The organism is Pseudomonas sp. IT-347P, assembly GCF_949768005.1.
Taxonomy (GTDB): domain Bacteria; phylum Pseudomonadota; class Gammaproteobacteria; order Pseudomonadales; family Pseudomonadaceae; genus Aquipseudomonas.
The window spans coordinates 59,007-76,016 of the sequence record NZ_CATKPQ010000059.1; the positions used below are offsets into that span (position 1 = coordinate 59,007).

16 protein-coding genes and 2 pseudogenes are annotated in these 17,010 nt (G+C 57.3%); 10 read left to right on the forward strand and 8 right to left on the reverse strand.

Annotation, left to right across the window (positions count from 1 at the left end):
* The first annotated feature begins 6 nt into the window (after window positions 1-6).
* Genes ACM6IV_RS25955 through ACM6IV_RS25975 form a run of 5 tightly spaced genes read left to right on the forward strand, consistent with a single transcriptional unit; the run spans window position 7 to window position 5,028 of the window.
* Window positions 7-588 carry a cupin domain-containing protein gene (locus tag ACM6IV_RS25955; protein WP_414872219.1) on the forward strand — a complete coding sequence of 194 codons (582 nt, stop codon included), beginning with the start codon at window positions 7-9 and terminating at the stop codon, window positions 586-588.
* A complete protein-coding gene (locus ACM6IV_RS25960) occupies window positions 585-1,568 on the forward strand; it encodes a fumarylacetoacetate hydrolase family protein (protein WP_414872220.1) in 984 nt (327 codons plus the stop codon). Before ACM6IV_RS25955 ends, ACM6IV_RS25960 begins: the two co-directional genes overlap by 4 nt.
* Window positions 1,569-1,577: 9 nt before the next feature.
* Complete coding sequence (locus ACM6IV_RS25965; protein ID WP_414872221.1) at window positions 1,578-2,579, forward strand: NAD-dependent epimerase/dehydratase family protein; 1,002 nt, start codon at window positions 1,578-1,580, stop codon at window positions 2,577-2,579.
* Window positions 2,557-3,351, forward strand: a complete 795-nt coding sequence (locus ACM6IV_RS25970; RefSeq protein WP_414872222.1) for a cyclase family protein — start codon at window positions 2,557-2,559, stop codon at window positions 3,349-3,351. Before ACM6IV_RS25965 ends, ACM6IV_RS25970 begins: the two co-directional genes overlap by 23 nt.
* Window positions 3,352-3,396: 45 nt before the next feature.
* Window positions 3,397-5,028: an arylsulfatase gene (locus tag ACM6IV_RS25975; RefSeq protein WP_414872223.1), complete on the forward strand. Its 1,632-nt coding sequence runs from the start codon at window positions 3,397-3,399 to the stop codon at window positions 5,026-5,028.
* A 59-nt stretch (window positions 5,029-5,087) separates the two neighbouring features.
* On the opposite strand, the gene ACM6IV_RS25980 is transcribed toward ACM6IV_RS25975, so the two are convergent.
* Both ACM6IV_RS25980 and ACM6IV_RS25985 read right to left on the reverse strand, forming a co-directional pair.
* Window positions 5,088-6,161, reverse strand: a complete 1,074-nt coding sequence (locus tag ACM6IV_RS25980) for a Rieske 2Fe-2S domain-containing protein (RefSeq protein WP_414872224.1) — start codon at window positions 6,159-6,161, stop codon at window positions 5,088-5,090.
* A 36-nt stretch (window positions 6,162-6,197) separates the two neighbouring features.
* Window positions 6,198-7,151 carry a PDR/VanB family oxidoreductase gene (locus tag ACM6IV_RS25985; RefSeq protein ID WP_414872225.1) on the reverse strand — a complete coding sequence of 318 codons (954 nt, stop codon included), beginning with the start codon at window positions 7,149-7,151 and terminating at the stop codon, window positions 6,198-6,200.
* Window positions 7,152-7,444: 293 nt separating this feature from the next.
* On the opposite strand from ACM6IV_RS25985, the gene ACM6IV_RS25990 reads away from it, so the two are divergent.
* Window positions 7,445-7,915, forward strand: a complete 471-nt coding sequence (locus tag ACM6IV_RS25990; RefSeq protein WP_122692564.1) for a MarR family winged helix-turn-helix transcriptional regulator — start codon at window positions 7,445-7,447, stop codon at window positions 7,913-7,915.
* Window positions 7,916-8,050: 135 nt separating this feature from the next.
* Window positions 8,051-8,791: an NAD-dependent epimerase/dehydratase family protein gene (locus ACM6IV_RS25995; protein WP_414872226.1), complete on the forward strand. Its 741-nt coding sequence runs from the start codon at window positions 8,051-8,053 to the stop codon at window positions 8,789-8,791.
* A gap of 53 nt (window positions 8,792-8,844) precedes the next feature.
* Here the strand turns inward: ACM6IV_RS25995 and ACM6IV_RS26000 are convergent.
* Together ACM6IV_RS26000 and ACM6IV_RS26005 are read right to left on the reverse strand one after the other, a co-directional pair.
* Window positions 8,845-8,958: pseudogene (locus ACM6IV_RS26000) on the reverse strand (MerR family transcriptional regulator); the annotation flags it as partial.
* Window positions 8,959-9,085: 127 nt separating this feature from the next.
* Window positions 9,086-9,478: a tautomerase family protein gene (locus tag ACM6IV_RS26005; protein WP_414872227.1), complete on the reverse strand. Its 393-nt coding sequence runs from the start codon at window positions 9,476-9,478 to the stop codon at window positions 9,086-9,088.
* A 110-nt stretch (window positions 9,479-9,588) separates the two neighbouring features.
* On the opposite strand from ACM6IV_RS26005, the gene ACM6IV_RS26010 reads away from it, so the two are divergent.
* Window positions 9,589-10,455 carry a LysR family transcriptional regulator gene (locus ACM6IV_RS26010; protein WP_414872228.1) on the forward strand — a complete coding sequence of 289 codons (867 nt, stop codon included), beginning with the start codon at window positions 9,589-9,591 and terminating at the stop codon, window positions 10,453-10,455.
* Window positions 10,456-10,597: 142 nt separating this feature from the next.
* On the opposite strand, the pseudogene ACM6IV_RS26015 reads toward ACM6IV_RS26010, so the two are convergent.
* Window positions 10,598-10,779: pseudogene (locus ACM6IV_RS26015) on the reverse strand (oxaloacetate decarboxylase); the annotation flags it as partial.
* Between the two features lie 363 nt (window positions 10,780-11,142).
* On the opposite strand from ACM6IV_RS26015, the gene ACM6IV_RS26020 reads away from it, so the two are divergent.
* Window positions 11,143-11,667, forward strand: coding sequence for a hypothetical protein (locus tag ACM6IV_RS26020; protein ID WP_414872229.1), 525 nt, complete (start codon window positions 11,143-11,145; stop codon window positions 11,665-11,667).
* A gap of 82 nt (window positions 11,668-11,749) precedes the next feature.
* On the opposite strand, the gene ACM6IV_RS26025 is transcribed toward ACM6IV_RS26020, so the two are convergent.
* Genes ACM6IV_RS26025 through ACM6IV_RS26035 form a run of 3 tightly spaced genes read right to left on the reverse strand, consistent with a single transcriptional unit; the run spans window position 11,750 to window position 14,407 of the window.
* Window positions 11,750-12,367 (reverse strand): hypothetical protein, encoded by a 618-nt coding sequence (locus ACM6IV_RS26025; RefSeq protein ID WP_414872230.1) that lies wholly within the window; start codon window positions 12,365-12,367, stop codon window positions 11,750-11,752.
* A gap of 5 nt (window positions 12,368-12,372) precedes the next feature.
* Window positions 12,373-13,188, reverse strand: coding sequence for a hypothetical protein (locus tag ACM6IV_RS26030; RefSeq protein WP_414872231.1), 816 nt, complete (start codon window positions 13,186-13,188; stop codon window positions 12,373-12,375).
* A 49-nt stretch (window positions 13,189-13,237) separates the two neighbouring features.
* Window positions 13,238-14,407, reverse strand: coding sequence for a PD-(D/E)XK nuclease family protein (locus ACM6IV_RS26035; protein WP_414872232.1), 1,170 nt, complete (start codon window positions 14,405-14,407; stop codon window positions 13,238-13,240).
* A 353-nt stretch (window positions 14,408-14,760) separates the two neighbouring features.
* Between ACM6IV_RS26035 and ACM6IV_RS26040 the strand changes: the two genes are divergently transcribed.
* Window positions 14,761-17,010, forward strand: a complete 2,250-nt coding sequence (locus ACM6IV_RS26040; protein WP_414872233.1) for a sugar kinase — start codon at window positions 14,761-14,763, stop codon at window positions 17,008-17,010.

Below are 17,010 nucleotides of genomic sequence, written 5' to 3' on the forward strand. Positions count from 1 at the left end.
ATTTCCATGCAAGCGCTTCCCCCCTTCAAACGCGTGGTCACCGGGCATGATGCCCAGGGCCGCGCGGTCGTCGCCAGTCACGCAGCAACCGCAAACGTCTTCGCACTGCAAGCGGTGCCAGGCACGGTATTTCATGAAATATGGAACAGCAGCGGCAGTCCGGCAATGCTGGACAATGCCGATGATCCAACCCGCAAACCCTTGCAGCTGAGCCCCGACCCGCTGGGCAGTGTGATTCGTGTCGTCGACATTCCGCCAGACAGCGTGCAGAACCAGGTCAGCGAGGCCGATGCAGCGGCTGCATTCGCCGAGATAGGCCAGGCGCATGCCGGCACCGGCCAGGCGAACTCGCGGCACAAACTGATGCACCGCACCGAAACCCTTGATTACGGCATCGTCACCGAAGGCGAAGTCTGGCTGGTGCTCGACGATGAAGAAATCCACCTCAAACGCGGCGACGTGGTGGTTCAGCGCGGCACGAATCACGCGTGGAGCAACCGTACCGAGGCCATGGCGCGCATGGTCTTCATCCTGCTGGACGGGCGTTTCGCCGCTGAACTGCAAGATTGCACGGGAGAAAAAGCATGAAGCTCGCAACCCTGAAAAACGGCAGCCGTGACGGCCAGTTGGTGGTGGTTTCGCGCGACATGGCCCAAGCGCTGGACGCCCGCTCGGTCGCGCCGACCTTGCAGCAGGCCATCGAAAACTGGCGCGAAGCCGAGCCGCGTTTGCAAGCCCTGGCGCGTCAGCTTGAAAACCACGATTGCCGTGAGGCCTTCGCCTTCGACCCCGCACAGGCCATGGCGCCGTTGCCGCGTGCTTATCAATGGTGCGACGGTTCGGCGTTTCTCAGTCACGGCGCACTGATGCAGAAGGCGTTCAACCTCGACCCGATCGAAGGCGCCGACCGTACGCCGTTGATGTACCAGGGCGCCGGTGATGACTTTATCGGCGCACACGATGACATCGAATTGCCGAGCGAAAGTCAGGGCATCGATTTCGAAGGTGAATTTGTCGTGCTGGTCGATGATGTGCCGATGGGCTGTTCGGCCGAAAGCGCGTTGCAGCACATCAAGCTGATCCTGCAGATCAACGATGTCAGCCTGCGTGCACTGGCTCCGCGGGAAATGCGCACCGGGTTCGGATTTCTGCAAGCCAAACCGTCCTCCAGCTTTGCCCCGTTGGCGATTACCCCGGATGAACTCGGCGAAGCCTGGCGAGACGGTCGCGTCAATCTGCCCCTGCAAGTGCAGTGGAACGGCGAGTGGTTTGGCCAGCCGCAAGGCGCGCAGATGAACTTTCATTTTGGTGAGCTGATCGCCCACGCGGCCCTGACCCGTCGCCTGCGCGCCGGTGCGCTGATCGGTTCCGGCACGGTGTCGAACGCCGAGCGCAACGTCGGCTCGGCGTGCATCGCCGAACGTCGGGCCATTGAGATGATCGAGCAGGGCGCGCCGGTGACAGGCTTCATGCGTTTCGGCGATCGCGTGCGCATGGACGTCACCGGCAGCGATGGTCGGTCGCTATTCGGTGCGATCGATCAACGCGTCGTCAAGGCCCACGGCTAAGGAACGCCCATGCGTGTACTGATTACCGGAGCCAATGGCTTTGTCGGTCGCGAACTGCTGCGTTGTCTGCTTGCGCGCGGCAGTCTGCGCGGGCAAGTCATTCGTTCGTTGCTGGTGCTGGACACCGATGTCGAAGGCCTGCCCGACGACCCGCGTCTGCGTCGGCACAGCGGCAGCGTGACGGATGCGGCGTTGATGCGCCGTGTCCTGGCCGATGGCATCGATGTGGTGTTTCACTTGGTCAGCATCCCCGGCGGAGCGGCGGAGGCGCATTACGAATCGGGTTATCAGGTCAACCTGCTGGCCAGCCTCGAACTGCTCGATCAACTGCGCAACAAGGCACGTCCACCGGTGCTGGTGTATGCCAGCAGCGTTGCGGTGTACGGCGCCGATCTGCCGGCAAAAATGAGCGAGCAGGCTGAATTGCACCCGCAATTGTCGTACGGCACACACAAGGCGATGGTCGAGCGCGCGCTGATCGATCTGGGTCGGCGCGCTGAAGTCGATGGCCGCGCGGTGCGCCTGCCGGGGATTGTCGCGCGCCCGAGTGAACCCAACGGCTTGCGCTCGGCCTTCATGAGCGACTTGATGCGTGCATTTGCCGAGGGCGCTGAGTATTGCTGCCCGGTATCACCGCAGGCGACGGCGTGGTGGATGTCCGCGCGCTGCTGCGTGAACAACCTGATCCACGCCGCCGAACTGGATGACGCCGCCGCGCAACAGCGGGTCTGGCAACTGCCGGTGCTGCGTTTGTCCATCGCCCAGGTCATTGATGCGCTGGCGGCGAATTACGGCGAGCAACGGCGTGCGCTGATCAGTTTCGCCGCGGACCTTGATCTGGAAACCCTGTTCGGGCGCATGCCGCCCATGAAAACCCCGCAGGCCCGCGCTGCCGGCTTCAGCCATGACGGCAATGTCGCCACGCTTGTTCGCAACGCCCTCAACCCAGCCCCTTATCGGCCTCTGCCGTTGAACGGAGATACGCCCCATGTCACAACCCATCCAGCGTAAACGTCGTCTGGTCGACCTTTCGGTGACCCTCGATAACAACCCGTACACAGACCCGCCACCGCTGTTGCCGAAAATCGATTACATGGATCACCAGCAAGGCTGGCCGGAGATGGCGGCAATGTTCCCGGGTTTGCAGCTTGAGCAGATGCCCGGCAATGAATCGTGGGCCGCCGAGCGCTTGCAGATCACCACCCACAGCGGCACCCATATGGATGCGCCGTGGCATTACGCCTCGACCACCGATGGCGGCGAGCCGGCGTTTGGCATTGACGAGTTGCCGCTCGACTGGTGTTTGCAACCGGGGGTCAAACTGGATTTTCGCCATTTGCCCGACGGTCACGTGGTGACGGCTGAAGAGGTCGAAGCGGAACTGGCACGTATCTCGTACGTGCTGCAACCGCTGGATATCGTGCTGATCAACACACGCGCCGGCGCGCTGTTCGGTCAGCCGGGGTATCTCGATGCGGGAATCGGCATGGGGCGCGAAGCGACGATGTATCTGCTGGAGCGCGGCGTGCGCGTGGTCGGCACGGATGCCTGGAGCTGGGACGCGCCGTTCAAATACACCCGTGAACGGTTTGCTGCCAGCGGCGATGCCTCGATCATCTGGGAAGGGCACAAGGCCGGGCGCGATATCGGCTACGGGCAGATGGAGAAACTGGCCAACCTCGAATCCCTGCCAGCGAGCGGCTTCACGGTGTCGTGCTTTCCCTACAAGATCCGCCGTGCGTCTGCAGGTTTTGTGCGTGCGGTGGCTATTTTCGAAGAGTGACCGGGCTGTTCGAGACATTCCTTCAACAACAATAAGAGAACACCGATGGCACTCACGCGAATTCCGCTGACGGCACTGTTTTGCGCCCTGGCAATGGGCGGCGGCGCGGCCATGGCGGCCAGCCAACCGAATATTCTGCTGATCGTGGCGGACGATCTCGGGTACTCGGATCTGGGCAGCTACGGCGGCGAGATTCACACCCCCAGGCTGGATGAACTGGCGCAACAGGGCGTGCAATTCACCAGCATGTACGCGGCGCCGACCTGTTCCATCACCCGCTCGATGTTGCTGTCCGGCACTGACAATCACCTTGTCGGGCTGGGCACCATGGCCGAAGCATTGCAACCGTTTCAACAGGGTAAACCGGGGTATGAGGGGTACCTGAATGGGCGGGCCTACTCGGTTGCCGAGCTACTTAAAGCGGGCGGCTACAACACGCTGATGGTCGGCAAATGGCACTTGGGGCTGGAAACCGACCAAGGCCCGGATCGGCGCGGTTTCGCGCAGTCGTTCACGTTGCTGGAAGGCGGGGCGACGCACTTCAAGCCCGCCAGTGTTGCACCCACACCGTTGGAGCAAGTGCATTACCGTGAAAACGGCCAGCCGGTTGAGGTGCCCGACGCGTTCTACTCCACAGACTTTTACACCGACAAGCTGATTGGCTATCTGCAAAACACCCAGCGCCAAGGCAAACCGTTTTTTGCCTATGCCGCCTACACATCACCGCACTGGCCATTGCAAGCGCCCAAGGAATACCTGGACAAATACCGCGGCCGCTTCGATCAGGGCTACGACACCGTGCGCTCGTCGCGCATTGAGCGGCTGAAAAAGCTCGGCTTGCTGGACAAGGACTTTCAGCCCGCGCAACCGTTGCCCGTTAACCCGAGACTGCCCGGTTGGCAGCAACTCACGGCTGAGCAGCAGAAAGTCGAAGCGCGGAAAATGGAAATCTACGCGGCAATGGTCGATAACCTCGACCACAACATTGGCCGGGTGATCGACTACCTGCGCCAAAGTGGCCAGTACGACAACACGATGATCGTGTTCATGTCCGACAACGGCGCGGCGGCGGAAAACCATGCGCAGTTCTATCCACCCGGCGCGAACACCGATAACAGCCTGGCCAATCTGGGCCAGCGCGGCTCGCAGATCGACTATGGATTGCGCTGGGCGGAAGTCAGTGCCGCGCCTTTTCACTTGTTCAAGGGCACCACGGCCGAAGGCGGAATCAGTGTGCCGGCGATCATTCAACTGCCCAAGACACTGCGTCGTCAGGGCGTAGAAAGGGGCGTGGCGCGGGTGGATGATCTGGCACCGACATTCCTTGATTTGGCGGGCATCGCTTTGCCGAGCGAAGCGGACAAACTGCCGATTACCGGCCGATCCATCCTGCCCATGCTTGAAGGCAAAGGCAGCCCCCACGACGCTGAGAGTCTGGCCGGCGAGTTGTTCGGCAATGCTTATTATCGTGAGGGCAGTCTCAAATTGTTGGGCATGCGCCCGCCAGCAGGTTTTGGCGATCACACGCAGCCGCCGCAATGGCAGTTGTTTGATGTTGCGCAGGATCGTGGTGAAACCCATGACCTGGCGGCTGCCCAGCCGCAGACGGTCGAACGGCTCAAGGCCGCATGGCTGAAGTATGCCGAGCGCGTCGGCGTAGTTTTTCCGCCGCGTTAGCAGGGCAGAGGCTTTGTACACAGTGGGCGGCGTTTGCCGCCGCCACTGTTTTAAGGCCTTCAACTCGTCGGGTTGCGCAGTCGTTCGATGATTCTGCGGGCACGATTGGCGCCGACGTCGACGTGAATATCAATCATCGGGCGTGTACCGAACCGGCACATGTTCTGGTACTGCGCTTCGATCACCACTTTGTCTTCGTCGAACGTCAATCGCGTCTGGTGCAGAACTTTGGCTGTGACGGCCTCGGGATCATGTTCAGGGTTGGTGGCCATGGTCCAGAAATAGTGGCTTGTGGTGTCTGTCTCCGGTGTCACGCCGTGAAAACCACGCATATGAAAACCGCCTCGATCCGGGTTGTTCAGATCGTCCGTGCCCGCGTCTATCGCGCCAGTCCAGATGCGCAGGTGATTGAAGTGAAATTCGATTTCCTGCCAGCGGTCGATGTTGCCTTTGAACGGGTAGGCCGCGGTGTAGGTCGGCGGCGGAACGGAGTCGGGCATGTGGCGAACCACGCGAACCATCGAGTCGTCGCCGTCCACGCTCATCTGCGCATTCATGTGAATGCTGGCGTTGCCGCCAATGGTGTGCAGATGGACATAACCCAGGTGGCTGAGATCCATAAGATTGTCGTGGATGAGTTGATAGGGCGCGTCGTAGTGATAGACATCACCGTCGAACAGGTATTTACCGCTGCTGTGCACGTCGTAGACCGGTGGTGCGAATGTCGGCTCTGGATGCTCAGCGCTGCCAAACCAGATCCAGATGATCTGATCCTGCTCCCGGACGGTGTAGGCAGGGACTTTGGCTTTGCTCGGGATCTTGTCCTGGCCAGGAATTTCGATGCATTTGCCGCCTTCATCAAATAACAGACCGTGATAACCGCAGCGCAAACCGCGTTCCTCTACCGTGCCGCCGGACAGCGGCAGTGCCCGATGGCAGCAACGGTCCTCCAGCGCGGCGACCTGGTTATCCGCCGTGCGGAAAAGCACCACCGGTTTATTCAGCAACGTACGGCCAAGGGGCTGGTCATTCAGCTCCCGGCTCAAGGCCGCGACGTACCATTGATCGAGCGGGAAACTTGGCGCATTGGCCGGGGCAATTTCGTGTGCGAGAGGTTGGGCTGCGGTCGTCATGATGTTCTCCAGCGAGCGTTCGATGCTCGGTTCAGGTCAAAGATCCAATACCAGGCGGGGCGATTTGGCACGTGAACAGCACGGGGTGAAACGGTCATTGGCTGCGTGTTCTGCAGCCGTCATGAACTGGTCACGATGATCAGCAAAGCCTTCGAGCAAAACCGTGACACAGGTGCCGCAGACGCCTTGCTCGCACGATGACTCGATGGCGATCCCGGCCTCATCGAGCACTTCGAAGACCGTGCGATCGGCGGGGATGTAAAAAATCTGCCCGCTGCTGGCGAGCTGAACTTCGAACGGCGTATCCGCGCTGTCATCGACGGGAGCTGCGGCGAAGAACTCTCTGTGCACGCGGTCTTCCGGCCAGCCAGCGATCTGCGCGGTGTCGAGGATGAAATTCATGAAACCGGCGGGGCCGCACACGTAAAGGTGAGTAGTGGTATCTGGCGCGGCGAGGAGGGCGGTTGCATCGAGTTTCTGTTCGGGCGATCCGCTGTCGTCATGCAAGTGCACGTGGCTGGCGAACGGCGCTTGCCTCAGGTATTGGATAAACGCGGCACGCTCGCTGGATCGAAAGCTGTAATGCAGCTCGAAATCCGCGCTTTGATGATGAAGTTCGTGGGCCATTGCCAGCATCGGCGTAATGCCAATACCACCGCCAAACAGCAGGTGACGCTTGGCTGAGTTCGCGAGTGGAAAGAGGTTGCGGGGTTCGCTGATGCTGAGAATCTGCCCCTGGCTGATGGTGTCGTGCATCGCAGCAGAACCGCCGCGCGAGGCAGGATCCTTCAGCACACTGATCACGTAGCGATGACGCTCTCTGGGGTCATTGCACAGTGAGTATTGGCGGATGAGACCTGCGCCGATGTGGATGTCGATGTGTGCACCGGCGTCGAACGGTGGTAACGGCTGATCGTCCACTGCGCACAGCTCGAAACTGCAAATACCCTCGGCCTCGACGACCTTGCGGGTGACGTTGACTTGAAGCATGACTTCTCCCTCCACATCGAAGTGGCTGCTGAAAAACGAACGGCAAAAAGGGGGGCGAGCGGGTGACGAATCAGCCGGGCGCGAAGAAGTAGAAACGGTAGGTATTCATGGGCGCCACGGAAGGGCACGGCTGGCGAGGGTTCATAAGCAAGACCTGTTAATTATTTTTTTGAGGTGGTGCTACGGCGTATCATGCGGCGCATTGTCCGCAATGATTGGCTGAGTGAATCCTCAGATAAATTGGTTGCGGTGTCAACCAAATTGCAGGATCTTCGATCTACGGTGTTTTATCGATGGCTACCGATACACAACTGAACCTGTCGCGTTATGTACCTGGCCTGGTGACGTTCCTCGCGAACAAGCTCGCCACCGGGGCTTCCCAGTGTTATCGCAAACACTTCGGCATCGGCGTGGTTGAATGGCGCATGCTTTCCATGCTCGCCGTTGAATCCGACATCACCGCCAATCGAATCTGTCAGGCGATCGGTCTCGACAAGAGCGCCGTCAGTCGTTCATTGCAGACGTTGGAAGCGGCGGGGCGGATCACCAGTCAGCTGGATCCCAAGGACGCGCGGCGTTACACCGTGCGATTGACGGCCAGCGGCAAAGAACTGCATGACCGCGTGCTCAAAGTTGCACTTGAGCGAGAATCGCGTCTGCTCAGCGGACTGACCCCGGCGGAGGTCGACACGTTGATTGACTTGCTTGGGCGCCTGCATCTGCAAGTGCCTAATGTGAACAGTTACGACCCGAGTGAGGAGTAAGTCGCGGCAGACTGCAGCGTGAAATTGAGGGCTGCAGCCCGACGCGAGCTGGCGGGCTGCTGATTGGATCAGGGGTTGTAGACCGTCCAAAAGGCTGGGAGGCTAGCGTGACATCTACCATAAGGACATGCCGGAATGAGCTCAGGAAAAATCCTCGTCACAGGTGCGGCAGGAAAGATCGGCGCTGCTTTTTGGCAAGAGCGCGATGATCAATCCGATTTGCGTTTGGCCGATTTAGACGTAACTCAACTTCCGGAATCGGCACAGCGTTTCGCTCTGGATGTCACGGATCAAGCCAGTTGCCTTCGAGCTTGCGAAGGTATCCATACCGTCATCCATCTAGCTGCTGACCCAAATCCAGACGCCGATTTCATGGCCTCACTGCTTCCAGTGAACATCGTGGGCACTTACAACATGCTATTCGCCGCAAAGGCACAAGGCTGCAAGCGTTTCATATTTGCGAGCAGTGCCCAAGTGATCGAAGGATATCCAACGGATGTTCAGGTACAGGAATGCATGGCCCCTAAACCAGGCAATCTTTACGGCGTCAGCAAGGCGTTTGGAGAAGCTTTGGCTTCGATGTATGCAAACGATGGACAGATGACAACCATCGCAGTCCGTATTGCCAACGTAGCCAAATTTCAACAAGGGCAGACCCACAGCCCCAGAGACGTCGCGGCCTTCATCAGTTTTAGAGATGTTGTCGCGCTACTCAATAATTGCGTTGAAGCCCAGCTGAAGGGTTTTCACGTTATCCATGGGGTCTCAGATAACCGCTATAAGCGTCTCTCTATTGATCAGAGCAGAAAAGTTGTCGGATATGCTCCCATTGATGATGGGTTCGAGATTCTGGAAGGAGGCGCTCAATCTGAGTGAACGCAAACTTCCTCTGAGAAGGTCACCTTGATGCGCCGGGAAAACGTGCTGGTTTAATGATTGGAAGCGTTGCTCAGTTGCTGAAGCTCAAGTTGCCTGGCGGCACTGGCTTCCAGAGTGGCGCGCTCTTCATCCAGATACCGATAAATGCTTTGGAGGTTGGCGATTGTCAGACAGGCCGAAGCTGACGCTCATGACGACCGCTTCCGATCCATAGCGGTCATCCCACTGAAGTCGCCACGCTGGTTCGATACCTATGTGAAGTCTAACAACACCAACGCGGCGGACGGGCTCTCAAGGGTGGTGGAGTTTGTACTCCTGGCTCAAACCGCCATAGCCGTAGGCGCTGGCGCGGCAGTCGATCACATGTATGTTTGAGTGCGGGTGTACATTTCCTATTGCTTTGGCCAGCAACTCGAAAGCCTCATGTTGATAGCGCGCTTTCTGGGCCTTGGTATTGCTTTCATCCGTGATGGTGACCTCCAGACGGAACGAGTTGCGTCCTTGTTCGGCCAGTGAAAGGTTATCGATGAACCAAAGTTCATGAGGCAGGAACTGCACCATCACCAGTGTCTGTTCCGGTCGCTTTTCCAGTACTTCACAGGTCAAGGCAGTGAGTTTGGGGACGATGCTATGGACCAGTTCAAGGTTCGGATCGCCAGAAATCTTGAGTGTAATACCGGGCATGTTGAACTCCTTTTTCGGGCAATGAATGTCAAGCGAAGAGTAAGAAGTTGCGTTGATGCTGAAAAGCCGGAAGATATGCATTCATCTATCGGAAAAACGGCAGGATCAACATGCGCCCCTTTGACCTGGATCTCTTGCGTTCCTTCACCGTTGCCATGGCTTCCGGTAGTCTTTCGGAGGCCGCGCCGCACCTGTGCCGGTCGCAATCAGCGTTGAGCGAACAATTACGCAAGCTGGAAGCATTCGCCGGTGTAACGCTACTGGAGCGGGGCAAAAAAGGTGTCCGGCCTACGCCCGCGGGGGAGCGATTGATGGTGCATGCACGAGAACTGTTGGCCATGAGTGATCGCGCTCTTGAAGACGTACGCGGAGTGACGTTTGCCGGCGAATTGAGATTGGCGATCACCGACTACTTCTTGCCCGTTTCGATTGCGGAGTTGTTGAAGCAACTGCGCCTGAGATATCCACGCCTTCGACTGCATGTGTCGGTGCGAAAGAGTATGCAGATAGAAAGCGGTGCAGATGCAGGCGACTTCGATATCGGCCTTTCAATGCGCATACTTGATGGCCGCAGCGTTCCCGAGGGCATTCCGGTACGTCGGGAAGCATTGCATTGGGTATCAGCCATGGGGTCTGAGCCGAGGAACGAAGAGGATGGCGCGTTGCCGCTATTGGTGCTACCGCAGGGGTGCAGTCTCCAACGTTTTACCCGAGAGACGCTGGACGCACATAAGGTGCCTTATGTGATTGCCCATTCAGCATCCGGAGTAGCAGGGCTGCAATCAGCACTGATGGCGGGGCTGGGCGTCGCTTGCCTGAATGCCTCGGCTGTGCCGGTGGGCGCAGAGATATGCCGGCCAGCCTTCCCGTTACCGGCTTTGCCCGACGTTGAGTTCAGCCTGTTGCCTGCGCGCACTGGCGAGTCTGATTTGGTCGGTGCTGTCCGGGAAATGCTTGCCAGCAAATTTGGGGGATGAGTGACAAATCCTTGAAGTGAAAACGCCGGTTTTGGACGCAATGGGGGCACAGAGAAGAGGCTGCTTTTGGCCGATTGCTTCCCTCACCGCCAAGCAAAAATCAAGCAGGGGAGTTCTCATGTCCACACTCACGCTGACCTCACAGCGTCAGTAGCACGATATCGGGTGCCCCTAATACTTGAAGCGAAGCGAAGGAACCTCTCTGGATGGCAACTTCAAATATCACCGATATGAGGTCGACTACGGAAGCGGCGAATTTGCAGACGGCTCCCTGGAGCAATCACCAAACGCCTTGCGCAACTCATGATGAGATCGCTCGATCATTTTTCGACTCCATCAAATTCATTCAGGTAGATTGCCGAGGCATGCCACTTAGATAAGCCGATTAGTCGTATCGGCTTTCTGCTGCCCCGCAGAACTACCTAAAAGTGTTCTCAATCCCGACATGGATTTTGAGCTTGTCGCCGAGGAACGGAACCAAGTGTCTGTTCATGACGAAGACTCTGTCATTGTGCCCCCAACATTGCGTCGCTTGGGCTGGCCAATACGAAGTTACGTGCACTCCTACCCAATTCGCTGACTCTTCCTACTTTTTTTCGGCCATGTCTTTGCTAGCGTAGCTGTCGCATTTGTTGGGTTCACGACAGCAAAGCATTCGGACTGGGACTCGTAGGGTAGGAGATGGGATTGAAGGATCACTTGAGCACTTCAGGGATCAAAGATTCGAAAGGGTATGAAGCGCTACGCACGCGGCTGGATGATTTAGGCTGTTCGGTTGAGTTTTTGGTCATGGACGTCGCTAGCCATGTCTCAGTGGATGAGACATTGCATCGACGGGTCCTTTCTGAACTCTATGACCGGATTATAGATGATCAGCGTAAGTGGCACAGAAAGGTCTTCGAAGCTTTACCACCAGCAAATTACTCAGAACCCACCATGCTTTGGAATGTTGCGCGCGCGTCTGGTCATGCCCTGAGTTCGGATGCGATTCTTAGTTTCCATCAGACTGAGTCCCTGTCCGATGCAAGGCCCTCGCTCTACGAAGATTTTTGTAACTCTCTGTACTTGGGGAAGCAAAGGATCGAGAGGGCTGAAATTCAGTCGCTATTCTCGAATTGGTTAGATGGACTGGGAATCAGAGATCAAAGCGGTATTGTTGTATTGAACTGGACCGACGCATTTGAGCTTCCTGCGTCGAATGACACCGCGTGACCGGAGCTCTTCCGATCTTGGTACGTTTTGGCTTCAACGGAGAAATCAGGGAGGGTAGGATTAATTAGCCCAAGTTCAGAAATCAAATTTGCTGATCAAGCTTCTCCGACGCACGTTTTCTCAGCCCGTTCAAAGCGGTACGGGTGGCGTTCTCATCGGTGCATACAGATAAGTCCAAAGCCTCTGCGTAGGCTCGATAGCCAGGATTGCCATCACATTCGAGTACCTCTCCCATTGCTGGATAGTACGTCAGGTCCCACACCTGGCTACGCCAGTTGTATGGCCCTTTGTGGGGGGCCACGCATTGGAAGATATAGATGCGCAACTCGCTGCGGCTGTTCTCGACGATTGATGCTTCTTCGGCGTTTTCACCATTGCCGGTGTCGTTGCGGACCCAAACGTCGAATAACAGATCCCCCTTCTCATGGCAGTGCACAGGATCTTCCTGCCCGCCGTTACGAAGCCATAGCACGGAGATGTCATTGAACGGCAGAAAACGTTGCCCCGCGCTGTTGCTGACCTCTAGCCCATCCAAGCTCCGGGGCACACGATTTCGCGGTATCTGAGAGTAGTAATCGGCGCTCAGCTCTTCACGTATGAAGCCCAGTAGCTCAAGAATCCGCTGTTGATAATCTGCCAGCAGGCGATAGGCCTTGCGAACATCCAGAAGCGCGTTGTCGATTGAGGTTGCAGTGGTCAAGTTAGTCAGCTCCAACGTGCAATGGGGAATTGGGTAATTTGAATAGAAGGTGCAGAAAGGTTGGTTAGGAAGCTGGATGTCGCTCCGCGGCTCGGGACTCGCTTGGCGCTAACGGTTGCGGGCGCGAAGATAGGCGCGCGCGTGGAGTTGATCGATACCGGGGCCAGTTGACCCAACCAGCGCCGGGGAAGAATGCGCAGCCCATGCCATTCGTAAGCGGCGGCAATATCATCCAGCAGACGCTGAAGGCCTGGCGATGAGTCCGTCGATGCATTGGAAATCGTTGCCTCTAGAGCCTGGAACAACTGATACCAACTGCAGCACGCCAACTCGTAATCTAAGCCTGCCCCGCACAGTTCTCTCTCGATTAGGGATCCCAGCTCAGAAGTGCTTTTCTGCGTGTAGCTGTGTAGGCCACCAATGGTAAGGAGTATCGGGTCTTCACCCAGATTTTCGCCTGCCCAACCAGCCCGCAACTGATTTGCCAGTTGTACAGCGTATTGCTGTTGCAGATCGTCGTGGCGCTTGGCCTCAATCAGCAGCGTACGCTCCGAGCCATACAGCACAACATCGGGTTCGACACGTCGGTCGTCCAGCCACCATGATGGCCAGAACTTGAAATTCTCCAAGGTGCCAATTGATCTGTCTGGCCCTAATAATTGGACGAAGAAGCTATCCCGAACAGATTCGGGAAGATAAATCAGGCGCTCGAATATGGTGGCGGTAAGGATGTCTTCCGCCCCAGTGGCATTTCCCAGGTTTGAATGCTTACCTTCAACGCCGCTACCTCGGCGCTTGCCGTTCAATATTGCAGCGAGCATGTTACCTCCAGGCTAAAGCGCCAAGGAGTTTCATCGTGCGATGTGAGCATCAGCGCAATCCTGGTAGGGTAGGGTCTAGAGCGCGGTCGATCTCTTCAATGCAGTCCCGGATTTTGCTCAGCGCTTGGTTGTAATGTGTATCTGTCGCTTCGTCACCCAAGTCAAAAATGCACCGTTCATGTTTAATTTGGTAGCCGCTTGAAGCCACATAATGCCCAGCCCAGTCAGGTACTTCCCGCGGGCTGGAGGTGAAGTCGGGTAGATGTTTTGCCAGCTCGGTGGTATCAGCGGCACGGAAGTAAGGAAAAACGCCAAGCCAGGTGTGCTTGTAGAGTTTGATCCAGAGACCATCGGGCCATTCTTTTACCCGCACGTCCAAGTCATACCGCTTTTTGTCGACATTGCATGTCGGCCTAGTTTCGATCTTACCGACCCAGTCGGCAAACATAGGCGCGGTTTTAACCTGGGTTTCCAGCCATTCGAAGCGCTCTTGTAGCTTGCGATTCTGGCAATAAACGAAATGTTCGTGGATATGACGATACGCCTCTTCGTTTTGCTGGAAGATCTCCCAGCACAGCTGTTTGAGCTCGGTGTTTCCCGACATGGTCTTCTCGATATGAGTGACAAACTGATGGATAAACAGGAGGACCCGCGGATCCACGCTCGTCTGTTGACGTAGAAGCTCGGCCAGCTGTCCATAAGATTGGTAATAGACGGGCGTCGGGGAGTCTGGATCGATCGTCGGAGACGCCCGGCCTTTGGGCGTCAGATACACCAGCGCCCTGTGGGTATAGTGGGGAAACAGTTCCTGCAATGCTTTCTGGTAACGGGCAACCTGACGGCTCTGGTCCAAGGCCCATATCTTGTTCTCGATTGCGATCACGAGTTTGAGGGATGGGTAATCGAGCAAGATATCGATATGTTCGAGTTCGCGCGCTACGTTCGCTCGCACGCCAACAGTGCTTGATAGTACGGCTTCCGGTAGCGGGCTCCGCTCGCAACGGCAGCCGAGAAGCGACCTTACGTAATCATCTCTGAAGGCGCTGCCCATGCCATGGGCTTCCCGGTCGTTCAAGAGGGAAGCAATGATGTTTGAGTGGACCAGCTCCTTTGTGCTCACACCCATGGCTTTGAAAAGATCAAAAGCCTTGGTATAGCCCGCCAGGTTATTAAACGCTGCAGATACGGACATTGCTGCTAGTTGTTCACGGGCATCCATGTCGATCTTCTCTCTAGATAATGCTTGTGCAGTCCGTTTTGCCTGCGCTTACATTTTCAATGTGTCTTCGTGCAAATGACGGTGGTTGACCATTGGAGCAGCGCGAGCTGTAGAATCCTGCCTGACCCCGAGGCAAATGGCCAGTATCTCGGTAGTGCTCTCCCTAAGCAAATTCATTGGTCCCAGATGAGAACGATGGGCTGGGAGAGACCTACGCAATGGACAAGTTCATAACTTTATGACTCGGAGCTTCTGCCAGTCATGTTTCTCGCCAGTCCGCCGATACCTCGGTAGACATATGTCCGCCGCAAGGGTCTGGCATCTAATTTCAAAGATGAACCGAGGAAGAAACAATGGCGATGGAATCACCCGCGCTCCTGCTGACCGATCTGAACAAGGCACTGCGTCGTCTACGCGGTGCCTGCACCGACCTTGGTAACGAGGAAATCGACGAAAAGCTGCTTGAGGTGATGCGCCGCCTGCTACTCGCCGAGGTGCTGGGTAATACCTGGATCGTTGTGATGGGCGGCTCTCAAGGCGCGGGCAAGACGACGCTGATGGCGAGCATCTATGACCTGCGCGGCGATGGGCCGAGGTGGCTGCAGAGCAATGAGGGCCGTGGCGAGAAAATGCCGGTACTCATCATCGAGGTAGAGGGCCTCGATCGCGCTCATGGATATGTTCGCAGGCTGGTTCCGGACTCGGCGGCGCAGGGCTACAGGCTGGATGACTTCGAAGTGGATGTTCCGGAGTTCCAGCGCGCCATCTGCGACCCCAATGCCGAGGATCTGCTGCCGATCCTGAAAGTGCCTCGCCGCTATTTCAAACGCGATAACCAGGCGTGGTTGCTGCTTCCAGGGTACGAAAAGCAGGAGCGCGACAACCGCGCATGGCAAGAGCTGATGCGCCAGGCGATGATCGCCGCAGGTGGCTGCATCATCGTGACCGATGAGACGCGCATGGCCAATCAGCAGCAGCTCGAGATCGTTCAGGACATGCTGAAGAACGAGCTTAAGGGCTGTAAGCCGTACGTTGTGGTCTCCAAGACCGAGTCCCATCGCAACGATCCCAAGCGCCAGGCCGATCTGCGCTCAAGCGCCCAGGCGACGTTCCAAGTGGCGCCCGAGCTGGCCGAAAAGAACATCATTCTGAGTGGTACCGACGACGTCGAGTACGTTGAACAGTGGATGCCCCACCTTCGTCGCGCCATTGACGACCTCAACTTCACCGGGGAATCGGATCGCCACTTCCAGATGAGTCATCTCTCTGAAATCGTGGGTAAGGATTTGACACGGGTGTTGAATGCGATCCGCAGCAAGGCGCGGCTGTATTTCACGAGCGATCAGGCGAGTGGGATTGATGGCGCTGAAGTGCTGGAGGAGGTTTTGGGCAGGTTTGATGAGGCAGCAGCGGAGCTTCGGAGCCAGCATAATCGGCTTGTGAGCGAGTTGGCTGGGCAGGCGTTTTCAAAAGCGTCGGATTCAATGAGCGCTCGGCTCATCGCCGATCACGAAGGTTTCGGCAACTGGTTTTCGAATGTCTTCGATACCACCAGCCAGACCAGAATGAAAATGCAGGATCTCGTCCAAGGGGCATGGCGCGAAGCGGCGCCGACGTTTTTTCATAATTACTCTCAAGGCGTATCGTCGTTAACAGCGAGTAAGCTTGAGCGAGTGCCCGAAGAGAAATCGGGGGAGGGCTCTCCCGCGCGCGTGCCACAGGCGAAATCTGAGAATCTGATCCAGATGGGCTTTGTGCACGCATCGGGGCAACCCGTTCGTTTCGCGAAGCTAACCCCTGAAGCGGTCAGTGATATCAGCATCCTTCTGGGCAATGGCCGCCGGGAGGAATGGCAGGCTAACCAGGATGTCAGCAAACAGGTGGGTACCAGTGCCGAGCTGATACCGGCGATGTCGCTGGAATACACCCGGCTTCTCTTCGCTGTGCCTGAGGTCGTTGGCGTCAAGCAGGACTTCGTGCCCACCGACAACACTTCTGGCGCGAATGCCGTCTCAGCGAGTGTCGAGAATCTCAGAATAGGCGTCGAGCTTGGCAAAACTACTATTCGTTCGCTTGCCACTGTACTGGCGGTAGACGTGGTCAGCGATGGAGACTCCGACATACTGGGTGCGCTCTTCGGCAAGACGACCGACGCTGATGCGGCCGATGCTGCGGATGCAGGCGATTCCAGCAATTCAGACAATTCAGGATCGGAGACCAAGCTCCCTATGCCGCTCACGCTGCACCCCGCTGCAGTAGCGGCCACCGCAGTCGTCGCAGCTGCGTATCTGACCGGCGTGGCGGTAACGCGGATTCGCAGCATCGAGAAAGCAGCAAGCGCCCAGGCGAGAGTCATGCTCGGCACGGTCCATGACCACCATGTTGAAAATCTTCGCACGTCTTTCGATGAGACCATGGCCGTGGCGCGTGCGCGCGTCTGCGCGAGGTTGCGTGCCCGCTATCGCATGGACGAACTGCTGATGCGCAAGGACCGCCTTGCCAAAGCCATCGCTGATGTCACCTCGATCACCAGTGACTTGCGCTATGAGTTGGACTCGTCGGCTTCTGGCTTGCAGCTGTTCATCGCTGACCGTGGTGTCTGA